The 21063-nt window shown below is 60.1% G+C and carries 17 protein-coding genes and 2 pseudogenes; 12 read left to right on the top strand and 7 right to left on the bottom strand.

Annotated elements, in window-relative coordinates; all coding sequences use genetic code 11:
• Positions 1-42: 42 nt before the first annotated feature.
• Positions 43-261 carry a DUF2970 domain-containing protein gene (locus tag E3W21_RS03265; protein ID WP_129443632.1) on the top strand — a complete coding sequence of 73 codons (219 nt, stop codon included), beginning with the start codon at positions 43-45 and terminating at the stop codon, positions 259-261.
• Here the strand turns inward: E3W21_RS03265 and E3W21_RS03260 are convergent.
• Entirely contained in the window at positions 258-1331 is a 1074-nt protein-coding gene (locus tag E3W21_RS03260) for an ABC transporter substrate-binding protein (RefSeq protein WP_134418251.1), read from the bottom strand. The two genes, E3W21_RS03265 and E3W21_RS03260, sit on opposite strands and share 4 nt — an antisense overlap.
• 525 nt (positions 1332-1856) lie before the next feature.
• On the opposite strand from E3W21_RS03260, the gene E3W21_RS03255 reads away from it, so the two are divergent.
• Positions 1857-3515, top strand: coding sequence for a nitrite/sulfite reductase (locus E3W21_RS03255; RefSeq protein WP_134418244.1), 1659 nt, complete (start codon positions 1857-1859; stop codon positions 3513-3515).
• The gene (locus E3W21_RS03250) at positions 3499-3993 is read left to right on the top strand and encodes a DUF934 domain-containing protein (RefSeq protein ID WP_129443626.1); all 495 of its coding nucleotides are present in this window, start codon (positions 3499-3501) and stop codon (positions 3991-3993) included. The genes E3W21_RS03255 and E3W21_RS03250 overlap by 17 nt, the downstream gene beginning before the upstream one ends.
• 83 nt (positions 3994-4076) lie before the next feature.
• Here E3W21_RS03250 and sohB read toward each other — a convergent pair whose 3' ends face one another.
• Positions 4077-5099 carry a protease SohB gene (sohB, locus tag E3W21_RS03245; RefSeq protein WP_134418237.1) on the bottom strand — a complete coding sequence of 341 codons (1023 nt, stop codon included), beginning with the start codon at positions 5097-5099 and terminating at the stop codon, positions 4077-4079.
• 203 nt (positions 5100-5302) lie between these two features.
• Between sohB and E3W21_RS03240 the strand changes: the two genes are divergently transcribed.
• The 6 genes from E3W21_RS03240 to E3W21_RS03215 all read left to right on the top strand — a co-directional run bounded on the left by E3W21_RS03240 (position 5303) and on the right by E3W21_RS03215 (position 11999).
• A complete protein-coding gene (locus tag E3W21_RS03240) occupies positions 5303-6013 on the top strand; it encodes a histidine phosphatase family protein (RefSeq protein ID WP_129443622.1) in 711 nt (236 codons plus the stop codon).
• 64 nt (positions 6014-6077) lie between these two features.
• Complete coding sequence (locus E3W21_RS03235) at positions 6078-6392, top strand: SCP2 sterol-binding domain-containing protein (RefSeq protein WP_008154977.1); 315 nt, start codon at positions 6078-6080, stop codon at positions 6390-6392.
• A gap of 306 nt (positions 6393-6698) precedes the next feature.
• Entirely contained in the window at positions 6699-8546 is a 1848-nt protein-coding gene (locus tag E3W21_RS03230) for an amidohydrolase (RefSeq protein ID WP_134418231.1), read from the top strand.
• 248 nt (positions 8547-8794) lie between these two features.
• Positions 8795-9658: a LysR family transcriptional regulator gene (locus E3W21_RS03225; RefSeq protein ID WP_134418225.1), complete on the top strand. Its 864-nt coding sequence runs from the start codon at positions 8795-8797 to the stop codon at positions 9656-9658.
• A gap of 107 nt (positions 9659-9765) precedes the next feature.
• Positions 9766-10911 carry an SRPBCC family protein gene (locus tag E3W21_RS03220; RefSeq protein ID WP_134418218.1) on the top strand — a complete coding sequence of 382 codons (1146 nt, stop codon included), beginning with the start codon at positions 9766-9768 and terminating at the stop codon, positions 10909-10911.
• Positions 10908-11999, top strand: coding sequence for an SMP-30/gluconolactonase/LRE family protein (locus tag E3W21_RS03215; RefSeq protein ID WP_134418211.1), 1092 nt, complete (start codon positions 10908-10910; stop codon positions 11997-11999). Before E3W21_RS03220 ends, E3W21_RS03215 begins: the two co-directional genes overlap by 4 nt.
• Positions 12000-12160: 161 nt before the next feature.
• Here the strand turns inward: E3W21_RS03215 and E3W21_RS03210 are convergent, their stop codons facing one another.
• Together E3W21_RS03210 and E3W21_RS03205 are read right to left on the bottom strand one after the other, a co-directional pair.
• Complete coding sequence (locus E3W21_RS03210) at positions 12161-12418, bottom strand: hypothetical protein (RefSeq protein WP_129443616.1); 258 nt, start codon at positions 12416-12418, stop codon at positions 12161-12163.
• 110 nt (positions 12419-12528) lie between these two features.
• Positions 12529-12771 (bottom strand): hypothetical protein, encoded by a 243-nt coding sequence (locus E3W21_RS03205; RefSeq protein WP_129443614.1) that lies wholly within the window; start codon positions 12769-12771, stop codon positions 12529-12531.
• Positions 12772-12988: 217 nt separating this feature from the next.
• Here E3W21_RS03205 and E3W21_RS03200 point away from each other — a divergent pair, with 217 nt between their 5' ends.
• Positions 12989-13510 carry a DUF4142 domain-containing protein gene (locus E3W21_RS03200; RefSeq protein WP_129443612.1) on the top strand — a complete coding sequence of 174 codons (522 nt, stop codon included), beginning with the start codon at positions 12989-12991 and terminating at the stop codon, positions 13508-13510.
• A gap of 48 nt (positions 13511-13558) precedes the next feature.
• On the opposite strand, the gene E3W21_RS03195 is transcribed toward E3W21_RS03200, so the two are convergent.
• Complete coding sequence (locus E3W21_RS03195) at positions 13559-13747, bottom strand: hypothetical protein (protein ID WP_129443610.1); 189 nt, start codon at positions 13745-13747, stop codon at positions 13559-13561.
• Positions 13748-13908: 161 nt separating this feature from the next.
• On the opposite strand from E3W21_RS03195, the pseudogene E3W21_RS31575 reads away from it, so the two are divergent.
• Positions 13909-14058, top strand: a pseudogene (locus tag E3W21_RS31575) (ATP-binding protein); the annotation flags it as partial.
• A gap of 37 nt (positions 14059-14095) precedes the next feature.
• Positions 14096-16039 carry a response regulator gene (locus tag E3W21_RS03185; protein WP_129443608.1) on the top strand — a complete coding sequence of 648 codons (1944 nt, stop codon included), beginning with the start codon at positions 14096-14098 and terminating at the stop codon, positions 16037-16039.
• An 84-nt stretch (positions 16040-16123) separates the two neighbouring features.
• On the opposite strand, the gene uvrA is transcribed toward E3W21_RS03185, so the two are convergent.
• Positions 16124-18754: an excinuclease ABC subunit UvrA gene (uvrA, locus tag E3W21_RS03180; protein ID WP_134418203.1), complete on the bottom strand. Its 2631-nt coding sequence runs from the start codon at positions 18752-18754 to the stop codon at positions 16124-16126.
• 150 nt (positions 18755-18904) lie between these two features.
• Positions 18905-21005, bottom strand: a pseudogene (locus E3W21_RS03175) (PAS domain-containing protein).
• Positions 21006-21063 lie beyond the last annotated feature (58 nt).

Below are 21063 nucleotides of genomic sequence, written 5' to 3'. Positions count from 1 at the left end.
GTTGTCTATGCTTGTCTTACTCAAACGGGAGACTAGGGGTTTATGGACGATCCAGGCGACAACAAGCCGCCCACTTTCTGGCAGATGCTGCACAGCGTCATAGCGGCAGCGTTCGGGGTGCAGAGCGGGAAGAACCGGGCGCGGGACTTCACTCACGGCAAGCCCAGTCATTTCGTGATTCTGGGGATTTTGTTCACCGCGGTGTTCGCATTGACGCTGTATGGCATCGTGCAACTGGTGGTGCACCTGGCCGGGGTTTAGCGCATCAAGGTTTGCAGGTTGAACGGATAGCGATACGACGTCGGCCGGCCCTTGGCTGAAAGACGGCGGAAGTTCACGCCGTAATCCGGTGATTCTCCCATGGCCAGCAATCGCTTGGCCTGGGCCTTGTCGATCAGTTGCAACAACGGGATTCGCCGGTCTCGGCCGCCGTAATGGGTGAGATCCACGCCCTGCTCAAGATCATGTAACTCCACCAGCGCCCAGCCGCCCAATGTGAAGTGCCCGCCCAACAGCACGCTGATGCGTCCGTCGACCGTCGCCTGCAACGCCGCCGGCGAGGTGTTGACCGCACTGAACAACGCATCCTTGCCGGGTAGCCCACCCGCCTCCGAGTACGCCTGCATGGCGCCAAACGCCATTTCGTCATTGGCTGACCACACCAGCGAGACCTTCGGGTAACGCTTGAACAGCAGTTTGGCCTGTTCATACGCCCGTTCCCGGGTCCAGCCACTGTAAACCAGTTGGCGCAAGTGCACTTCCGGGTGTTCGGCCAAGGCCCGCATCATGCCTTGCTCGCGCAGTTGCGCCGAAGGGGTGATCTTCAGGCCGGAAAACGCCAGCAACTCGATGACCTGACCGGGCGCCGCGGGCGGATGCTGGCGAATCAGTTCCTTGAGCATCAGGTAGCCACCCTCCTCGTCGTTGGGCACCAGGCTGCCCAAGCGCTCAGGGCGCTCACCCAGCAGGCTCATTTGATTGGCCGTCAGGGACGCGTTGACCATAAACAGCTTCACCCCGCTGCCCTGGGCCAGGCGAATGATCTGTGGGGCGACGTACTGTTCGTTGACGAAAACCAGATAGTCCGGACGCTCGGGGCCTTGCAGCGCCTGACGGGCTTGCGCCAGCGTGAGCTCCGGCATGCGCCGGGAATAGAGAATTCGCAGATCAATGCCCAGATCCGTGGCTGCCGCCTGCATGAATTGCGAGTAACTGACCCAGAAGGCTTCCTGAGTGGCTCCGGGATTCAGGAACAACACCGATTCCGCGCGCGCACCGGGTCCATAAACCGCGCCGCACATCAGCAGGAATGAGTAGAAAAACTTCAACATTGATCGTCCGAGCCCCCCGGCAATTCGCCGCGCATTATAGCCAGCGAAGTCCCGGAAAACGGCGTTTATTCGGGTTATTGTCCGACAATCGTCGGAATGGGGCCCGGACGGGGTCGGTTATTGATGGCTGACCCAAAATACCGCTGTGCTCACGACCAGGATGATCAGGAACAGAATGGCCCAAGCATCGACCGTGCTATCGGGTTTTGACGTTTTGGTAGGGTTGCTCATTGCATCGCCTCTTGTCGGTTTTATCGGTGATTGCATAAAGACTCGAGCACAGTTAAGACGATGATTGCCCGCACCACAAATGTGGGTTTTACCTCATTGGCCTTCATTAGTCGTTTTGGTTCTTTACATATACTCAAACATCACTTTTGCGCATAACTGCAAACTGGTATCTTGCCCCGGCTCCGTTGGGAGTGCGCGGCCGTGCGCGCAGAATTGCCGAGGCAGTATCGGAGACTTCAGCTAGCGAAAAACGCAACTGGATCCGACCGGCCCAAGCCTGAGAACAGGACTTATATGTACGTATACGACGAGTACGATCAGCGGATCATCGAGGACCGCGTCAAGCAGTTCCGTGATCAGACCCGACGCTATCTGGCAGGCGAGCTGAGCGAAGAAGAATTCCGCCCTCTGCGCCTGCAAAATGGCCTTTATATCCAGCGCTTCGCGCCGATGTTGCGGGTGGCGGTGCCTTACGGCCAACTGACTTCGCGCCAGACGCGAATGATGGCCAGGATTGCCCGTGACTTCGACAAGGGCTATGCCCACATCAGCACCCGGCAGAACGTACAGTTCAACTGGCCGGCGCTGGAAGACATCCCGGACATCCTTGCAGAGCTGGCGACCGTGCAAATGCACGCTATCCAGACCAGCGGCAACTGCTTGCGCAACGTCACCACTGACCAGTTCGCCGGTGTCGCTGCCGACGAGCTGATCGATCCGCGCCCGTGGTGCGAGATCGTCCGCCAATGGACCACGTTCCACCCTGAATTCGCTTACTTGCCGCGCAAGTTCAAGATCGCCATCAACGGTTCGACTTCCGACCGTGCGGCCATCGAAGTCCATGACATCGGCCTTGAGCCGGTGCACAACGCTGCCGGCGAGCTGGGCTTCCGTGTGCTGGTGGGTGGTGGTCTCGGCCGTACCCCGGTGGTGGGCGCGTTCATCAATGAATTCCTGCCGTGGCAAGACCTGTTGAGCTACCTCGACGCCATCCTGCGGGTCTACAACCGCTACGGCCGTCGTGACAACAAGTACAAGGCGCGGATCAAGATTCTGGTCAAGGCTTTGACCCCTGAAGTCTTCGCGCAAAAAGTCGACGCAGAGATGGAACACCTTCGCGGTGGCCAGACCACGCTGACCGAAGCCGAAGTGCATCGCGTGGCCAAACACTTCGTCGACCCCGAGTACAAGGCGCTGGACAACCAGCCCCTGGCGTTGGCCGAACTCGATAAAGAACACCCGGGCTTCGCGCGCTGGCGCACCCGCAATACCCTGGCTCACAAGAAGCCCGGTTATGTAGCCGTGACCCTGTCCCTGAAGCCGACCGGCGTTGCACCGGGCGACATCACCGACAAGCAGCTCGATGCCGTTGCCGACCTCGCCGACCGTTACAGCTTCGGTCAGTTGCGCACCTCCCACGAGCAGAACATCATTCTGGCCGACGTTGAGCAGACTCAACTGTTCGCAATGTGGGGCGAGTTGCGCGAGCAGGGTTTCGCCACGCCGAACATCGGCTTGCTGACCGACATCATCTGCTGCCCGGGCGGCGACTTCTGCTCCCTGGCAAACGCCAAGTCGATCCCGATCGCCGAGTCGATCCAGCGTCGCTTCGAAGACCTGGATTACCTGTTCGATATCGGCGAACTGGACCTGAACATCTCCGGCTGCATGAACGCCTGTGGTCACCACCACGTCGGCCACATCGGCATCCTCGGGGTGGACAAAAAAGGCGAAGAGTTCTATCAGGTGTCCCTCGGTGGCAGCGCCAGTCGCGATGCGAGCCTGGGCAAGATCCTCGGCCCATCCTTCGCCCAGGAAGCCATGCCTGATGTGATTGAAAAGCTGATCGACGTGTACATCGAACAACGTACCGAAGACGAGCGTTTCATCGACACCTATCAGCGTATTGGCATCGACCTCTTCAAGGAGCGCGTCTATGCAGCGAATAATTAAGAACAACGAAGTCGTCGACGAAACCTGGCACTTGCTGCCCAAGGACTTCAACATCGACGAGGTCAGCAACTGCGACGACCTGATCGTCCCGTTGCAGCTGTGGCGCGAACACAGCCGCATGCTCAAGGCCCGCGATGGCGGCCTGGGCGTATGGCTGGATGCCGATGAAGAAGCGGAAGAAATCGGTGACGACGTGGAAAATTTCCAGGTGATCGCCCTGAATTTCCCAGCCTTCACTGATGGCCGCAACTACTCCAACGCCCGCCTGCTGCGTGACCGTTACGGGTTCAAAGGTGAACTGCGGGCAATCGGCGATGTGCTGCGCGACCAGCTGTTCTACCTGCACCGCTGCGGTTTCGACGCCTTTGCGATTCGCGCCGATAAAGACCCCTATGAAGCCCTGGAAGGTCTCAAGGACTTCTCGGTGACCTATCAGGCTGCTACCGACGAACCGCTGCCGCTGTTCCGTCGCCGCTAAGTACGCGTAAAACAAAAAGCCCTGAATCGGAAATCCGGTTCAGGGCTTTTTTGTGTCCGGCGTAAACGATTACACGACGGTGCTTACCAGAAGCGTTGCTGGGTCAACCGACTCCACCAGCTCAGCAGCACACGATCGACCGAGCTGCTGGCCGCCATGCCGATGCGTTCCTGCAGGCTTTTACGTTCGGCGTAGTGCAAGTGGTACAGCTCGGACTTCTTGGCACGTTCGGCGAGGTATTCATCGCTGGTTTTCAGCTCGTCCACCAGTTGTTTATCCAGCGCCGCGATGCCGAGCCAGATTTCACCGGTGGCCACTTCGTCGATGGCCAATTGTGGGCGATAGCGGGAAACGAAGTTCTTGAACAACTGGTGAGTGATGTCCAGGTCTTCCTGGAACTTCTCACGGCCCTTCTCGGTGTTTTCGCCAAACACCGTCAGGGTGCGCTTGTACTCGCCCGCGGTCAGCACTTCGAAGTCGATGTCGTGCTTTTTCAGCAGGCGGTTGACGTTAGGCAGCTGCGCCACGACACCGATCGAGCCGAGGATCGCGAACGGCGCGCTGATGATCTTCTCGCCGATGCACGCCATCATGTAGCCGCCGCTGGCCGCGACCTTGTCGATGCACACGGTCAACGGCACACCGGCATCACGGATACGCGCCAGTTGCGAGGACGCCAGGCCGTAGCTGTGAACCATGCCACCGCCGCTTTCCAGACGCAGCACCACTTCATCCTTGGGCGTGGCGAGGGTCAGCAGCGCGGTGATTTCATGGCGCAGGCTTTCAGTGGCCGAGGCCTTGATGTCGCCGTCGAAATCCAGCACGAACACCCGTGGCTTGGCCTCGGTTTTCTTCTTTTGCTTTTTCTCGGTTTTAGCTTCGACCTTGCGCAAGGCCTTGAGCTGGTCCTTGTCGAGCAAAGTTTGCTCCAGGCGTTCGCGCAGCCCTTTGTAGAAATCATTGAGTTTGCTGACTTGCAACTGGCCGACCGACTTGCGTCGACCTTTGCTGCGCAACGCCGCGAAACTGGCCAGGACCACCAGAATGGCGATCACCAGTGTCACGGTCTTAGCCAGAAAAACTGCGTACTCCGCAAAAAACTCCACAGGGACTCCTTTAATACGATGCGCTGCAAAAATGCGCGCGGGATACGTCCAGCATACCCATGCGCCGCCCCGGCGACCAGCCGTGAAACCTCTGGCAACAGCCCTGTAACGGGCATTTCAAACAAGCGTATGTTTTTTCATTGACAGCTCACCCTCATCCTCATAACCTCGCCGAACCTTCAACGTACCGGGATGACGCGGACGTGGGCAGTATCTATTTGATTCGACATGGCCAGGCCTCCTTTGGTGCAGACGACTATGACGTCCTGTCGCCGACCGGTATTCGCCAGGCAGAAGTCCTCGGCCAGCACCTCGCCGAGCTGGGTATCAGCTTCGATCGCTGCCTCTCGGGCGATCTGCGCCGCCAGCAGCACACGGCCAACAGCGCACTGGAACAGTTCGCTGCGGCAGGCCTGCCGGTTCCCGCGCTGGAAATCGATTCCGCTTTCAATGAGTTCGACGCCGACGCGGTGATCCGCGCGCTGCTGCCGGCCATGTTACCGGACGAACCCGAAGCGCTGCACATCCTGCGTAACGCCGCGCAAAACCGCGGCGAGTTCCAGCGCATCTTCGCCCTGATCATCGAACGCTGGCTCGCCGGCACCTATGACACACCGGGCCTGGAAAGCTGGCTGGGGTTTGTCGAACGGGTGCAGGCCGGTCTGCAGCGAATCCTCGAAAGCGCCGACAACACCCAGAAAATCGCCGTGTTCACCTCCGGCGGCACTATCACGGCCCTGCTCCACCTCATTACGCAAATGCCTGCCAGGCAGGCGTTTGAACTGAACTGGCAAATCGTCAACACCTCGCTCAACCTGCTGAAGTTTCGCGGTCGCGAGGTGGCTCTGTCTTCTTTCAACAGTCATGCGCACCTGCAACTGTTGAAGACCCCGGAACTCATCACGTTTCGCTGAGTCCGGACTATTGTGACCCTGGCTGTATTCACCCAGCTCTAATTACCCAAGAAAGGATCGAACCATGACCTCCGTAGCTGATGCCGTACAAGCAATGAAAGCCAAGTTCAACCCAGCCGCTGCTGCCGGTCTGGACCTGGTATTCGGTTTCCGCATCGACGACACCAAGAACTTCTCGCTGATCGTCAAGGACAGCACCTGCGAGCTCCAGGAAGGCGAAAACCCGGACGCCCAGGTGACTCTGGTCATGGACGGCGAAACCCTGGAAGGCATCGTCAGCGGCGAAACTGACGGCATGCAAGCCTTCATGGGCGGCAAACTGCGCGCCGAAGGCGACATGATGCTGGCCATGAAACTGTCCGAACTGTTCCCGGCCTAAGCGCGCCGCTCCCGACCTTCGGGGGCACGCCTGGCTGCAAACGAATCCCGCCCTCGTGGCGGGATTCGTCGTTTTTCGCCATTGGAAAACGGCTACCTGTGGATTTGCCGTCTATATTCCTTCTGGCCGCATGCGTCAGACATCGGCTGTTTGCCCTCGCTTTTTTATGAAGATCCTTTGCGCGGAGCACTGCCCATGAGCCCACCTGACGACCACGACGGATTTAACCGCCGACGTGTACTGCAAGGCCTTTCGGCAGGCGCCGTCGGTGCCTGGATCAGCCCGCTAATCGCAGGGAGTAAAACCATGCCCGACGCCCCCGCCGACCTCATCCTGTACAACGGACGCCTGCACACTGTCGACCGCAAAAAACCTCAGGCCAGCGCCGTCGCGATCAAGGACGGACGCTTCGTGGTGGTCGGCAGCGATGCCCAGGCCATGGCCCTGCAAGGTCCCGGCAGCCAAATTATCGACCTGCACGGTCGCACGGTGATTCCCGGCCTTAACGACTCGCACCTGCACCTGATCCGTGGTGGCCTGAACTACAACCTCGAACTGCGCTGGGAAGGCGTCCCTTCACTGGTCGACGCTCTGCGCATGCTCAAGGATCAGGCAGACCGCACACCCACGCCGCAATGGGTGCGAGTGGTCGGTGGCTGGAACGAATTCCAGTTCGCCGAAAAACGCCTGCCGACGATTGATGAACTGAACAAGGCCGCGCCAGACACCCCGGTGTTCGTCCTGCACCTCTACGACCGTGCCCTGCTCAACCGCGCGGCATTGAAAGTGGTCGGTTATACCCGTGACACACCGAACCCACCGGGTGGCGAAATCCAGCGCGATGCCAATGGCGACCCGACGGGCATGCTGATCGCCCGCCCCAACGCGATGATTCTCTACTCAACCCTGGCCAAGGGGCCGAAACTGCCGCTGGAATACCAGGTCAACTCCACCCGCCAATTCATGCGCGAACTCAATCGTCTGGGTGTCACCAGCGCCATTGATGCTGGCGGCGGTTATCAAAATTATCCGGACGACTATCAAGTCATCCAGCAACTGGCCAAAGACCAACAGCTCACGGTGCGCATTGCCTACAACCTGTTCACGCAGGAACCCAAGGAAGAGCTGACCGACTTCAAAAACTGGACCAGCACCTCCCACTACGGTCAGGGCGATGACTTTCTACGGCACAACGGTGCCGGGGAAATGCTGGTGTTCTCTGCGGCCGACTTCGAAGACTTCCTCGAGCCCCGCCCCGACCTGCCGCAAACCATGGAGCAGGAACTGGAACCGGTGGTCCGCCATCTGGTGGAGCAGCGCTGGCCGTTCCGTTTGCACGCCACGTACAACGAATCCATCAGCCGCATGCTCGACGTATTCGAGAAGGTCAATCGCGACATTCCGTTCGACGGTTTGCCGTGGTTTTTCGACCACGCCGAAACCATCACCCCGCAGAACATCGAACGGGTCAAAGCCCTCGGTGGCGGCATCGCGATCCAGGACCGCATGGCATTCCAGGGCGAATACTTCGTCGACCGTTACGGCGCCAAGGCTGCCGAAGCCACGCCGCCCATTGCTCGTATGCTGGCGGAAGGCATTCCGGTCGGCGCCGGCACCGATGCCACGCGCGTCTCCAGCTACAACCCCTGGACTTCGCTGTACTGGCTGATCAGCGGCCGTACCGTCGGTGGTCTGGCGCTGTACCCGCAAGGTTTGAGCCGCGATACCGCGCTGGAACTCTTCACCCACGGCAGCGCCTGGTTTTCCTCCGAGCAAGGCAAAAAAGGCCAGATCAAGGTCGGGCAACTGGCGGACCTGATTGCGCTGTCGGCGGACTACTTCCACATCGAGGATGAAGCGGTCAAATGGATCGAATCGGTACTGACCATCGTCGACGGCAAGATCGTCCACGGCAGCGTCGAGTTTGAAAAACTCGGGCCGCCTCCAGTCCCCGTGGTGCCTGAATGGTCGCCAGTCGCCAAAGTACCGGGTCATTGGAAACCCCTGGCGCCGCTGACCGCGCAGATTCATCAATGTGTCGGGGCTTGCGCGGTGCATGCCCATCGCCATGAACGGGCGCGGCTGTCCTCGGCACCTGTCAGTGATTTCGCCGGTTTCTGGGGGGCCTTTGGTTGTTCGTGTTTTGCGTTTTGAAATGAACCGCTAAAAGACCGCAGCCTGCGGCAGCTCCTCGATCCGGGTAGCAGCTGCCGAAGGCTGCGTTCGGCTCGTGCCGCGTTCGGACGCAGCAGTCGTGAATCCTGCTGCACGGTCTTCCTGACACACCGCATGTGCCGACTTTACGGCTGCTACGCAGCCGAACGCAGGCTTCGCCAGCTGGTACATGAACTGATCCGGCGGTATCCGTTTACAATGCCTGCACTTCCCGCACCGGCCGCCCCATGGACATCGATCTCGCCCGCACCTTTCTGGAAATCGTCCGCCACGGCAGCCTTGCCGCAGCCGCCGAAAAACTCCACGTCACCCAGACGGCGATCACTGCGCGCGTGCAGAAACTCGAAAGCCAGCTAGGCAGTACGTTGTTCGTGCGCAACCGCGCCGGTGCGCGCCTGACACCTAACGGTGAAGCCTTCGTGGTCTACGCCAATCAACTGGTCGAAACCTGGGAAGCGGCGCGACGGGACTTGCCGTTGCCCGAGGGTTACCGCGACGTGTTGCACATCGGTGGCGAAGTCAGTCTGTGCAACCCGCTGATGCTCAGCTGGGCCGGCGCGCTGCGCGAGAAGATCCCCAGCCACGCCTTGCGCATGGAAATCCGTGACGGTGAAAACCTGCTGCGCCAACTGGAACTGGGGGTTCTGGATGCGGCGCTGGTTTACCAGCCCGAGTATTGGCCACGCCTGCAAGTCGAACAGGTGCTGGAAGAAAAACTGGTCCTCATCCGTCTAGCCGCAAGACCCGATCCCTACGTGTACATCGACTGGGGCCCGGACTTCCGCCGTCAACACGATGCGGCCCTGCCCGAAAAAGCCAAAGCCGCGCTGAGCTTCAACCTCGGCCCACTGGGTTTGCAGTACATTCTGGAAAACGGAGGCAGCGGCTACTTCCGCACCCGGGTGGTCCAGAGTTATCTGCAAAGCGGTGTGCTGGAGCAAGTGCCCAAAGCCCCGGAATTCAGCTACCCGACTTATCTGGTTTACTCCCGCGACCGCGACTCGGCGACCTTGCAACAAGCCTTCGACCTGCTACGCGAAGTGATCAACTCCGACGATGACTGGTCGCAACGCTGGAACCCGCTGACCTGAATCCGGTTTGCACCGGCCCATGGCATTTGTGACCTCACGGTTCGGCCCGCCTGAAACGCCGGGATCGTCTAATCTGCTGGAGATAACAATAACTACAGGTGATTGCAGTGAGGCAGACCACCGAAGCATTCCGCGCCCGCTACCGCGCTGCTATTCATCCGCTCTACAACCCATGGCTGCACGGCGCTTTTGTGCTGCTGTTCGGGGTGCTGGCCATCGGCGGATTCTGGAGCACCGTGCACCAGGTTCAGCCACTGGAATGGCTGGCGATGCCGTTGACGTTGTTGTTCTTCAACTTCGGCGTGTACATGGTCCATCGGCACTTGGGGCATCATAAAAAAAACTTCGCGCGAATGTTCTACGCACGCCATGCCGGCGACCATCACAGCTTTTTCGCCCCTGCCCACATGACCTACGACAGTGCCCGGGACTGGCGGGTGATTCTGTTTCCAGCCTGGCTGATCGTGCTGCACACGGTCGTCATCACCCTGCCCGTCTGGTGGCTGCTTGAGCAGTTCGATGCCAACGTCGCCGGGTTGTTCGGCGGCTGTCTGGTCCTTGGTTACCTGACCTATGAAGTGTTCCATGCCTGCGAGCACCTGCCACCGGAGAACCCCTTCACACGCTTGCCGTGGATCCGCCAGATGCGCCGCCTGCATGAACTGCATCACCGTCGTGAGCTGATGCAGGAACGCAATTTCAATATCGTTTTTCCGCTGATGGACTACCTGTTTGGCACCCTCTATTGGGAACCGGAGCCGACGGACCTGCACCCGACGAGAACGACCATGACCCGCATGCAGCATCAGATCGATATTGCTGGAGACCCGATTGACGTGCTCGCCTATGCCAGCACCGTGACCCGTTGGCCGGAGTGGCATCCCTCGTCCCTCAAGGTCGATGGCCAGAGCGGTCCGCTGCATGCCGGGGGGCGGTTCGAGGAAGACATAAAGGCGGGGGGGCGTGAGGGACACTTGCACTGGGAGGTTAACGAATACCTGCCTGGACGTCGCTGGAGTGCCTGGGCCCATGACGATCACGGGTTGTCTTTAGTGGTGACTTACGAGTGTGAGGCCCTGAGCCAAGGCACACGCTTTGTGCGCACTCTGGAGTACCAGTTCAGCGGCCTGGCGATGCGCATTGCCAATCGACTGCTGCTCAAGCGCCGCATCGATCGTGAGTCGGCAGCTTCGATGTTGGCATTGCGCGAGATGGCGCAAAAACAGTTGGCCCCGGCAGGAGTCAGCGCGTGAGTCGAACCGTCAAGTTTCGCCATATGCTGTTGCTGGTGATCGTCGCCATCGGCGCCTTTCTGCTGCTGATGCCGACCAAGGTTCAACCGGTGGCCTGGACACCGCCACCGGCGCCCTCCCTCACCAGCGGCATCTACGCCGACAATCAGCGCCTCAACGGTGTGGAGCGCGTCGGCGCCGCTGATATCGAGGGGCCGGAAGCGTTGCTGCTGGAGGGAGACGTCCTCATCACGGGTTTGAATGACGGCCGATTGATCCGTACCAGCCTCGACGGCAAGGTCACCAAGGATCTGGCCGATACAGGCGGCAGACCCTTGGGCCTGGCCCGTCATCCCAACGGTCTGCTGGTGATTGCCGACGGGGTCAAGGGCTTGCTGTCACTGGATGCCCAGGGCCGATTGATTCCATTGACCACGGCGGCCAACGGCGTGCCCTTCGGTTTCACCGACGACGTGGCGATCGACAAATCCGGGCACTACGCCTATTTCAGTGATGCCTCCAGTCGCTTTGGCTACGGCAGTGACGGCGAAGCGATCATCGAGCACGGCGGCGATGGCCGCTTGCTGCGTTATGACTTCCAGACCGGCAAGACCGCGGTCCTGTTGGATAAGCTGGAATTCGCCAACGGCGTGACGTTGGGACCGGACGATGGCTTTGTATTGGTCAACGAAACGGGCGCCTATCGCATCAGTCGTTACTGGCTGAGCGGGCCCAAAGCCGGCACCCACGATCTATTCATCGATAATCTGCCAGGCTTGCCAGACAACCTCGCGTTCAATGGTCGCGACCGTTTCTGGGTGGCGCTCTACGCACCGCGCAACGCATTGCTCGATGCCACCGCGCAGCATCCATTCGTGCGCAAGATGATCGTGCGGGCCATGACTTTCCTGCCGAAACCGGTGGAGAAGCGCGCCTTCGCGCTGGGCCTGGATCTGGACGGTAAAGTGATCGCCAACTTGCAGGACGGTAGCCGCGACAACTACTCGCCGATCACGACCGTTCGCGAGTATGGGGATTGGTTGTATTTCGGGTCGTTGAAGGCCAAACATATGGCGCGATTGCCACTCAGTACGGCGTTACATAAGTAAGCTCAATAATGTAGCAGCTGGCGAAGCCTGCGTTCGGCTGCGAAGCAGTCGTGAAATCAGTTCACTCGGTGTGTCAGGAAGGTCGCGTGCTCAGGTTTACGACTGCTTTGCAGCCGAACGCAGGCTTCGCCAGCTGCTACAGAAGCGTCGGCGGTCTCGATCTAGCGGGGAATCTCACCATCGCGCACCGCATTATCCGTTTCCTCAAGCACCCTTTCCGGGTCCATGGCGGTGGAGTCATCCTCGTCCATCGGGATGGCACCTTCGTTGTTCGGCAGTTCGTCGATACCCGGTTCATCTTCCGGATTGACGGTGGTGCGTCCCGGACTCAAAGGCTCGGGATGTGTCGGAATGGGATCGTAGCCACCCTGCTCTTCGCTGGGGAACTTTTCTTTACCGGGGATGAGTGGTTCGGTCATGGGGCACCTCGCATGGAGCCGTAAATTCGGACTCTGAACATTCGAGGTGCCGGTATTTATCGCCGTTCCAATTTTTCAGTCACCGATCGTCGGTGACCAGACAGGGCGCGTCAGGACGGCGTCTGGAGCCGATCAACGATCTTTTGCTTAACCTGCACGCGCTTCTCCTTGAGTTTCTTCAATGCGTCATCGCTGGGCGCATCCGATTTGGCGGTTTCGGCCTTTACGACGTCGGCGTCCGCCTGCGAATACTTGTTGATCAGTGAATCCAATAACGGATCCTTGGTGCGTTTTTGCTGGATATCTTCCTTTGAAAGTTTGAGGTCCTGATAAAGGTCGTGTGGCACCGGCATGGAACACCTCCGTTTGTTGATCGGAGGCAAACGCGATCAATTGCGTTCACCAACTATCAGAATGGCCTTGGTTAGCCGGTTCTGTCGACCGCCTATCAGACCAGCGGTGCCCGTTCGTCGCCCTGCCGTAAACGCAATAAAACCTTTGTCCGCTCGTAAACCTCCACACGTTAACGATCAATCGATCGCCCATGAAAACCTGTGTGGAGAATAACCAATGGACCGATTTACCCTGCGCCACCTCACGTTGGCCGTTGCCTTGAGCACCAGCATGGGCACGGTATTCGCTGCCACTTCCAATGACTTCGTCGACAACGCGGCCGCGGGCGGCATCGCGGAAATCGAAACGAGCCGATTGGCCCTGGAAAAAAGTTCATCGGCGGACATCAAGGCATTCGCCAATATGATGATCACCGCCCATTCCAAGGCTAATGATGAACTGGCGGCACTGGCGAAAAAGAATGACATCGAGGTACCGGACAGCACGACGCTGGTCAAACAGGCGAAAGAGAAAATCCTCGACTTGCGCGATGAATCTTTCGATGCGGCCTATGCCAACAATCAAGTGAAGGCTCACGAAGACACCATCGAGCTATTCAAGAAAGAAGCCAACACCGTGACGGACGACAAAGTCAAAGGCGCCACGGACCTGAAAGGTTTCGCGCAAAAAATGCTGCCGGCGCTGGAGAAACATCTGGATATGGCGAAAAAACTCCAGGCTGCTCACCCCAGTAAATAACGCCCACAAAAAGGCCGCATCGATTGATGCGGCCTTTTCACGACTTGGCTAGCCGCCATCGGTGTCGATGTCGGCATCGGTGTCATCCCCGGGTTTGGGCCGGTCGGGATTCGGCTTGAAACCCGGGCTGAACTCATTGTCGTTATCGGTGTGGAGTTGCTTCTGGTCGACCGCTTTGTCTGCGCTTTCCGGTTCGGCGGTTTTCGCCTCTTCCTCAAGATCACTGTCATCTTGCATAAGTACCTCGTTCATCACTGCATGTGCGCGGCTGAAACAGTCGGGCCTTGAAGATTCGAAGCCGCCCGGGGGACAGGGTTCCATCGCAAGGCCGAATCAAAATCAAAAGATCGCAGCCTTCGGCAGCTCCTACTGGAGTCCATGTGCGCCGGGGCCTGCCTATTACGCCCGACAAATCCCGCGGCCTGGCCTCCCACCCCGGCATCGGCGGCGGCCAATATCGAAAGGCGCAATCCTTTGACTATGCTCAAGTGAACGGACACTTATTGATCATGTACAGCGACGGCCTCCAGCCCCGTTGGAACCTGCAAAGCTGAACCCCGCTGGCTATCGCCATGGAGCCCGTCGATGAAGCGTGACATCCGTTTGCTGATCGTCGACGACAACATCGCCACGCGGGACGCCCTGCGCCGTCGCCTGGAGCGTCACGGCTATGAAGTGCTCGAAGCCGGCACCGGCACCGAGGGCCTGGAGCTGATCGACAGCGTGGCGATCGACGCGCTGATCCTCGACGTCAATCTGCCGGACATGAGCGGCTTCGACATCGTGCGCAAACTGCGCGCCGAACCTGCCACGGCCCTGCTCCCGGTGATTCACGTCTCGGCGGCCTCGATCCAGACCGGCGACATCATTACCGGCCTGGACGCGGGTGCCGATGCCTACCTGATCCACCCGGTGGATCCGGATGTGCTGCTCGCGACCTTGCGCACCTTGCTGCGGGTGCGTGAAACCGAAAATGCTCTGCGCGAAAGCGAGGCGCGGTTTCGGGAAATCTTTGTCAATGTCTCGGCGCCCATCGCGGTGCTGGATGCCGAGTTGAAGGTGCATGAATGCAACCATGCCTTCGCGCAGCTGATTCAGGACAACCTCAACCCGGACACCCTGCGCGAGTGCTTTGCCGAGGATCAGGACGTCGTCATCGAGGAACTGCGTCTGCGTCTGGCCTATGGCGAACGTTGGAAAGGCACGCTGAGCATGCGGGTCCACGGCGAGGCTCGCGAAACCGAGTGGCAGATTTCGCCGTACCGCACACCGGAACTGAGCCTGGTGTTTGTCGAGGATGTCACTGAACACCGGCACCGCGAACGCTCGCACCTGGCCCGGCTTGACGACGCCACCACCCAGTTGGCCAAAGAAGTCGCCGAGCGAGCGCGAACCGAAGCGCAACTGCTGCAAGTGCAGAAAATGGATGCACTGGGCAAGCTGACCGGGGGCATCGCCCACGACTTCAATAACTTGCTGACCGGCATCATCACCAGCCTGGAACTGATCCAGAAACGTATCGCCGCCTCACGCACCGACAAGGTTCAGTTTTACGCCGAAGCCGCCTTGAACTCGGCCATGAGTGCCGCGTCCCTGACCCATCGCCTGCTCGCCTTCGCGCGCCAACAGCCTCTCGATACCCGGCCCGTGGACATCAACGAGCACGTGCGTTCCCTTGAAGAATTGCTGGTGCGCACTATCGGCGAGCGCATTACCTTAAAACTCGAATTGACCTCTAAAGCCGCCATCGCCCTGGTCGACCCCATTCAGCTTGAAAGCGCGATGCTCAATCTGGTGATCAACGCTCGCGATGCCTTGCCCCAAGGCGGCAACATTTGGGTCAGCACCTATGCCGCCTACTCCCATGGCGATCCCAATCTGGCCGATGGTGCGTATGTCGCGTTGTCTGTGCGCGATGACGGCACCGGTATCGAACACAGCGTGATCGACAAGGTGTTCGACCCGTTTTTCACCACCAAGTCGCTGGGCCAGGGCACGGGGCTGGGGTTGTCGACCCTCTACGGTTTCGCCCGGCAATCGGGTGGCGATGCACACATCCGCAGCGTCGCCCGGCGCGGCACCGAAGTCACCATAATGCTGCCGGCCAGCTCTGACCCCACCGACTGCGAAGCCGAGTCAGCCACCGTCGATCTTCAGGGTGCCGGCGAACATGTATTGATCGTCGAGGACACGCCGTCGGTGCGCATGTTTGTGGCCGAAGTGTTGGTGGATGCCGGTTACCGTTGCACGCAGGTGGGCGACATCGAAGGTGCCCTCGAGCGCCTGCAAAACGATGAGTCTATCGACCTGCTGCTGACGGACGTCGGACTACCGCGCATGAGCGGCCGCGAGCTGGCCGATGTGGCACGGGGCTGGCGCGAAAAACTGCCGATCCTGTTCATGACCGGTTACGCCGAAACCGCAATCAACCGTCAGGTGTTCCTCGGCGATGGCATGGAGATGCTGATCAAGCCGTTCCAGATCAATGAACTGCTGGACAAGGTGCGGCGCACGCTCGACAGCGTTTAAGATCAAAAGATCGCAGCCTTCGGCAGCGCCTACAGGTGTACGCCGATCCTTTGTAGGAGCTGCCGAAGGCTGCGATCTTTTGATTTACCCTAGGGTTCTGGCCAAAAACGGTGCGGTCCGGCTCTTTTTGGTGTTGGCGACTTTCTGTGGCGTGCCACTGACGACTATCTTCCCGCCCTGATCCCCCGCCCCCGGGCCGATGTCGATCACCCAGTCACTCTGCGCCACCACGCGCATTTCATGTTCGACGACGATCACCGTATGCCCCGCCGTCACTAGCGTATTCAACTGTTCGAGCAAGCGATCGACATCCCTTGGGTGCAAACCAGTGGTGGGCTCGTCGAGCACATACAGCGTGGCCCCGCGCTGGTTGCGTTGCAGCTCGGTGGCCAGTTTGATCCGCTGGGCTTCACCGCCCGACAGCTCGGTCGCCGGCTGGCCGAGGCGCAGGTAACCCAGGCCGATATCGCGCAGCACCTCCAGAGAACGACGAATACCCGGTTGCTCGGTAAACACCGTGACCGCTTCGTCCACCGTCAACTGCAACACCTGGGCGATGTTCAACCCTTGCCAGATGATTGCCAGCGTCTCGGGGTTGTAACGCGCGCCGTGACAGGTCGAGCACGGTGCATAGACGCTGGGCATGAACAGCAATTCGACGCTGACGAAGCCTTCACCTTCGCACGTCGGGCAACGGCCCTTGGCGACGTTGAAGGAAAACTGGCCCGCGTCGTAACCCTCGGCCTGTGCCTCGGGTGTGGCGGCGTACAGTTTGCGCACGTTGTCGAAGAGACCGGTGTAAGTCGCCAGGTTCGAGCGCGGTGTTCGGCCGATGGGTTTCTGATCGACTTGCACCAGGCGCTTGATCGATTCCAGTCCCGCCGTGACCTGACCGCCGCTGACTTGCGGTGCGTCGTCCTCCAGGCTCAACGCTTCGGGTTCGCTGTCACTTGCCGAGCGCCCGAGATGCGCGCCCACCAGTTCCAGCAGCGCCTGACTGACCAGGCTTGATTTACCGGAACCGGAGACGCCCGTCACCGCGGTAAAACAGCCCAGCGGAAACTCGACGCTGAGGTTGTTCAAGTTATTGCGAGTGATGCCTTCCAGCCGTAGCCAATCGTTCGCCTTGCGGCTGGCTTGGGGCTGAGTGACCTGCTCGGCGAACAGATAAGCGCGCGTCTGCGAGTTCGTCACCTGCGCCAACCCTGGCGGCGGTCCGCTGTACAGGACTTGCCCGCCATGCTCGCCGGCCGCCGGGCCCACGTCGATCAACCAGTCGGCGCGGCGCATGGTTTCCAGGTCATGCTCGACCACGAACAAGGTGTTGCCGGCAGCCTTCAGGCGTTGCAGCGCTTCGAACAATGCTTCGCCATCCGCCGGGTGCAGACCGGCCGACGGTTCATCCAGCACGTAGATCACGCCGAACAGCTGCGAACCCAATTGTGTCGCCAGACGCAGACGCTGCAACTCACCGGACGACAGCGTCGGCGTGCTGCGTTCCAGCGCCAGGTAACCGAGCCCCAGATCGGTCAATGTGCTGACCCGGTCCAGCAAATCCTGTGCGATCCGCTGCGCGGCCAGGCGTTTCTCCACTGACAGGTTCGGTGTGTGGCGTACATCCGGCGCGTTGGCGTGACCACTGGCGCCGTGGGCCACTCGTTGCTCGCGGGCTTCGCGGGTCTGGTCGTGCGTCAATACCTCACCCGCCGCCTCGGTCTGTTCGAGGTAGCTGTGAGCGGCCACTGGTTTCAAGACTTCGGCCACTTGCAGCAACGGCATCTGCGACAACTCGCCGATGTCGTAACCGGCAAAGGTCACCGACAACGCCTCGCGCTTGAGCCGTTTGCCATCGCACAACGGGCACGGGCTGCCGAGCATGAATTGCGCGACGCGCTTCTTCATCAGCGCGCTTTGGGAATGGCTGAAGGTGTGCAGGATGTAGCGCCGGGCGCCGGTGAACGTGCCCTGGTAACTCGGTTCCATGTTGCGTTTGAGCGCAATTTTGGTTTCTTCGGGAGTGAGCCCGGCATACACCGGCACCGTGGGTGTTTCTTCGGTGAAGAGAATCCAGTCGCGCAGTTTTTTCGGCAGATCGCGCCAGGGTTTATCGACGTCGTAACCCATGGTCACCAGGATGTCGCGCAGGTTCTGTCCCTGCCAGGCGGTGGGCCAGGAGGCGACCGCGCGCTGGCGAATGGTCAGGCTCGGGTCCGGGACCATCAGGGCTTCGGTGACTTCATACACCCGCCCCAGCCCATGACATTCAGCGCACGCGCCCTGGGGCGTGTTGGGCGAAAAATCTTCCGCATAGAGCATCGGTTGCCCCGGCGGATAACTGCCGGCCCGGGAGTACAGCATGCGGATCAGGCTCGACAACGTCGTCACGCTGCCCACCGAAGAGCGCGTGCTCGGCGTACCCCGTTGTTGCTGGAGCGCCACCGCGGGCGGCAAGCCTTCGATGGAATCGACGTCCGGCACCCCGACCTGATCGATCAGACGCCGCGCATAAGGCGCCACGGATTCGAAATAGCGGCGTTGCGCTTCGGCGTAGAGGGTCGAGAACGCCAGCGACGATTTCCCCGAGCCGGACACGCCAGTGAACACCACCAGGGCATCCCGGGGGATGTCGACATCGACGTTTTTGAGATTGTGTTCCCGGGCGCCACGCACCCTGACCATGCCGGAGGGGGGATTGGAAGTGCGCTTGGATGTCATGAGCGGCCTTAAAGGAATGATGTGGATGAACGCGATACAAATGTAGGAGCTGCCGCAGGCTGCGATCTTTTGATCTTGATCCTGGCAATGTCAAGACCGCCATAAGATCAAAAGATCGCAGCCTGCGGCAGCTCCTACAGGGGGCTGTTCTCAGCCGTTTAGCACGGTGCGGACCATTTGGGTCAGCGCCTCGGGACCATAGGGTTTGCTCAGCAAGTAAGTGTCGGGGCTGAGTTGGTGATTGCGCGAAATAATGTCACGGGTGTGGCCCGAGGTGAACAGCACGGCCACCGGCGGCGGGCCCAGGCGGCCAGGTCCGAGCTTTTGATCAGGCCGGGCATGACCACGTCGGTGAAAATCAGGTCGACCACGGCGCCATCCAGCAACATCTGCATCGCGGCGTCGCCGTTGGCCGCCGTCAGCACTTGATAACCCTCTTCACGCAGTAACTCCACCGCTGCGCTGCGCACCGCCTCGTTGTCCTCGACCACCAGAATGGTTTCGTGTCCGCCTCGCTGTTGCGGGTCATGACGTGTCGTTTCGTTGAGCATCGGGCGCAGGCTGCGAGGGAAATACAGCTGCACTCGAGTGCCCTGCCCGACCACGCTGGAAATCTCGATATGCCCACCACTTTGCTTGACGAAACCGAACACCATGCTCAGGCCCAGACCCGTGCCCTGGCCATCGGCCTTGGTGGTAAAAAACGGTTCGAAAGCCTGCGCGAGCACCTGTGGCGACATGCCGATACCCCTGTCAGCCACCGCTACGCAGACATAGTCGCCGGCGACGATGCCCTTGCCTGCACAAAACTTGCTGTCAAGGGCGATGTTCTCGGCGCTCAGGTCAATGGTCCCTCGCCGTTCATGGCGTCCCGGGCATTGATCGCCAGATTGAGGATGGCGTTTTCCAGTTGATTGTGGTCCACGTAGATGTGCCAAAGAGCTTCCGCAGCGGTGAAGTTGATCTGAATGGTTTCCCCCAGCGCCCGCTGCAACAATTCCCCGAGTCCATCGAAGACCTGCCGCAGGTCGCAGACCGCTGGCGACAAGGGCTGACGACGGGCGAACGCGAGCAATTGCGAAGACAGTTTGGCGCCGCGCTCGACCGCGGCAATCGACGCACTGACGCGGCGCTGCACGTTGGCATTGTCCGGCTCATGCCGCGCCAGCAAGTGCAGGTTGCCGGCGATCACCTGCAACAAGTTGTTGAAGTCATGGGCCACGCCGCCGGTGAGGCCACCAATGGCTTCGAGTTTCTGCGATTGACGCAATTGTTCTTCCGCGGCCAGCCGCGCCTCGACTTCGTCGGCAACGCGTTGCTCCAGATTGCGGGTGAACTTGAGCAGGGATTCTTCGGCGGTCTTGCGTTCGTGGATGTCGATCAAGACCCCGGGAAAACGGAACGGTTCGCCCTGCTGATTGAACTCGCAGCCACCACTCGCCTGCACCCACAGATAACTGCCATCCGGGCGCAGGACCCGATACTCGGCGTTAAAGGGTTCGCCGGTTTCCACTGATTGGTTGATCTGCTCCTGCACCCAGCTGCGGTCATCGGGATGGATCCGTGCTTCGGCGATGTCCGTTGGCAGGTCGGCCAGGTTCTGCTCCGGCGGGTACGAAAAGGTGCGGGCGAAACGCTCGTCACCGGAGAGCGCATTGCCCTTGATGTCCCAGACGAACGAGCCGAGCAAAGCCCCGGCATTGAGCGCCAGGCGCACCCGTTCGTTGTCGGCGTGATAGGCGTCCTCGGCGGCCTGACGACGGCGTTCGGAAATCACATGCTCGGTGGTCTCGACCACTATCGCCATGACCCCGGCCGGTTTCCCGTCGTCATCAGCGACCGGGCTGTAATAGAGGTCCAGCCAGACGTCTTCGGGAACCCCGTCGCGCAGCAACTCCAGGACTTTGTTGCGATAGGACAAGGTGCCGCCGGCCAGGCAGGTATCGACCACATGCCGATTGAAGTCGGCGACTTCCGGCCAACCCAGTTCCACCGTGGAACCCAACAGGTAAGGATGGCGGCCACCGGCGAACGTCGAGTACGCGTCGTTATAGATCATGTAACCCTGCCGGCCCCATAGCATCACCATCGGCAGTGGCGACGCGAGCATCAACTGCACCGCGCTGCACAGGCTTGCGGGCCAGGTGTCCATGTCCCCAAGCTCAGTCAGGCTCCAGTCGAACGCGCGGATGCGCCCAGCCATTTCACCGTTCCAGCCTGCACACCCATGGCTATCGTCTAGAAACTGCATCGACTGACTCTGTATCCCTGTAGAGGACTGGCTTAAGGGATCGCAACGGCATGAGGAC

The sequence above is a fragment of the Pseudomonas sp. F01002 genome (assembly GCF_004402115.1).
GTDB lineage: Bacteria > Pseudomonadota > Gammaproteobacteria > Pseudomonadales > Pseudomonadaceae > Aquipseudomonas > Aquipseudomonas frigoris.
The sequence above is the reverse complement of the archived record's forward strand: the minus strand, read 5'-3'. Positions and strand labels throughout refer to the sequence as shown.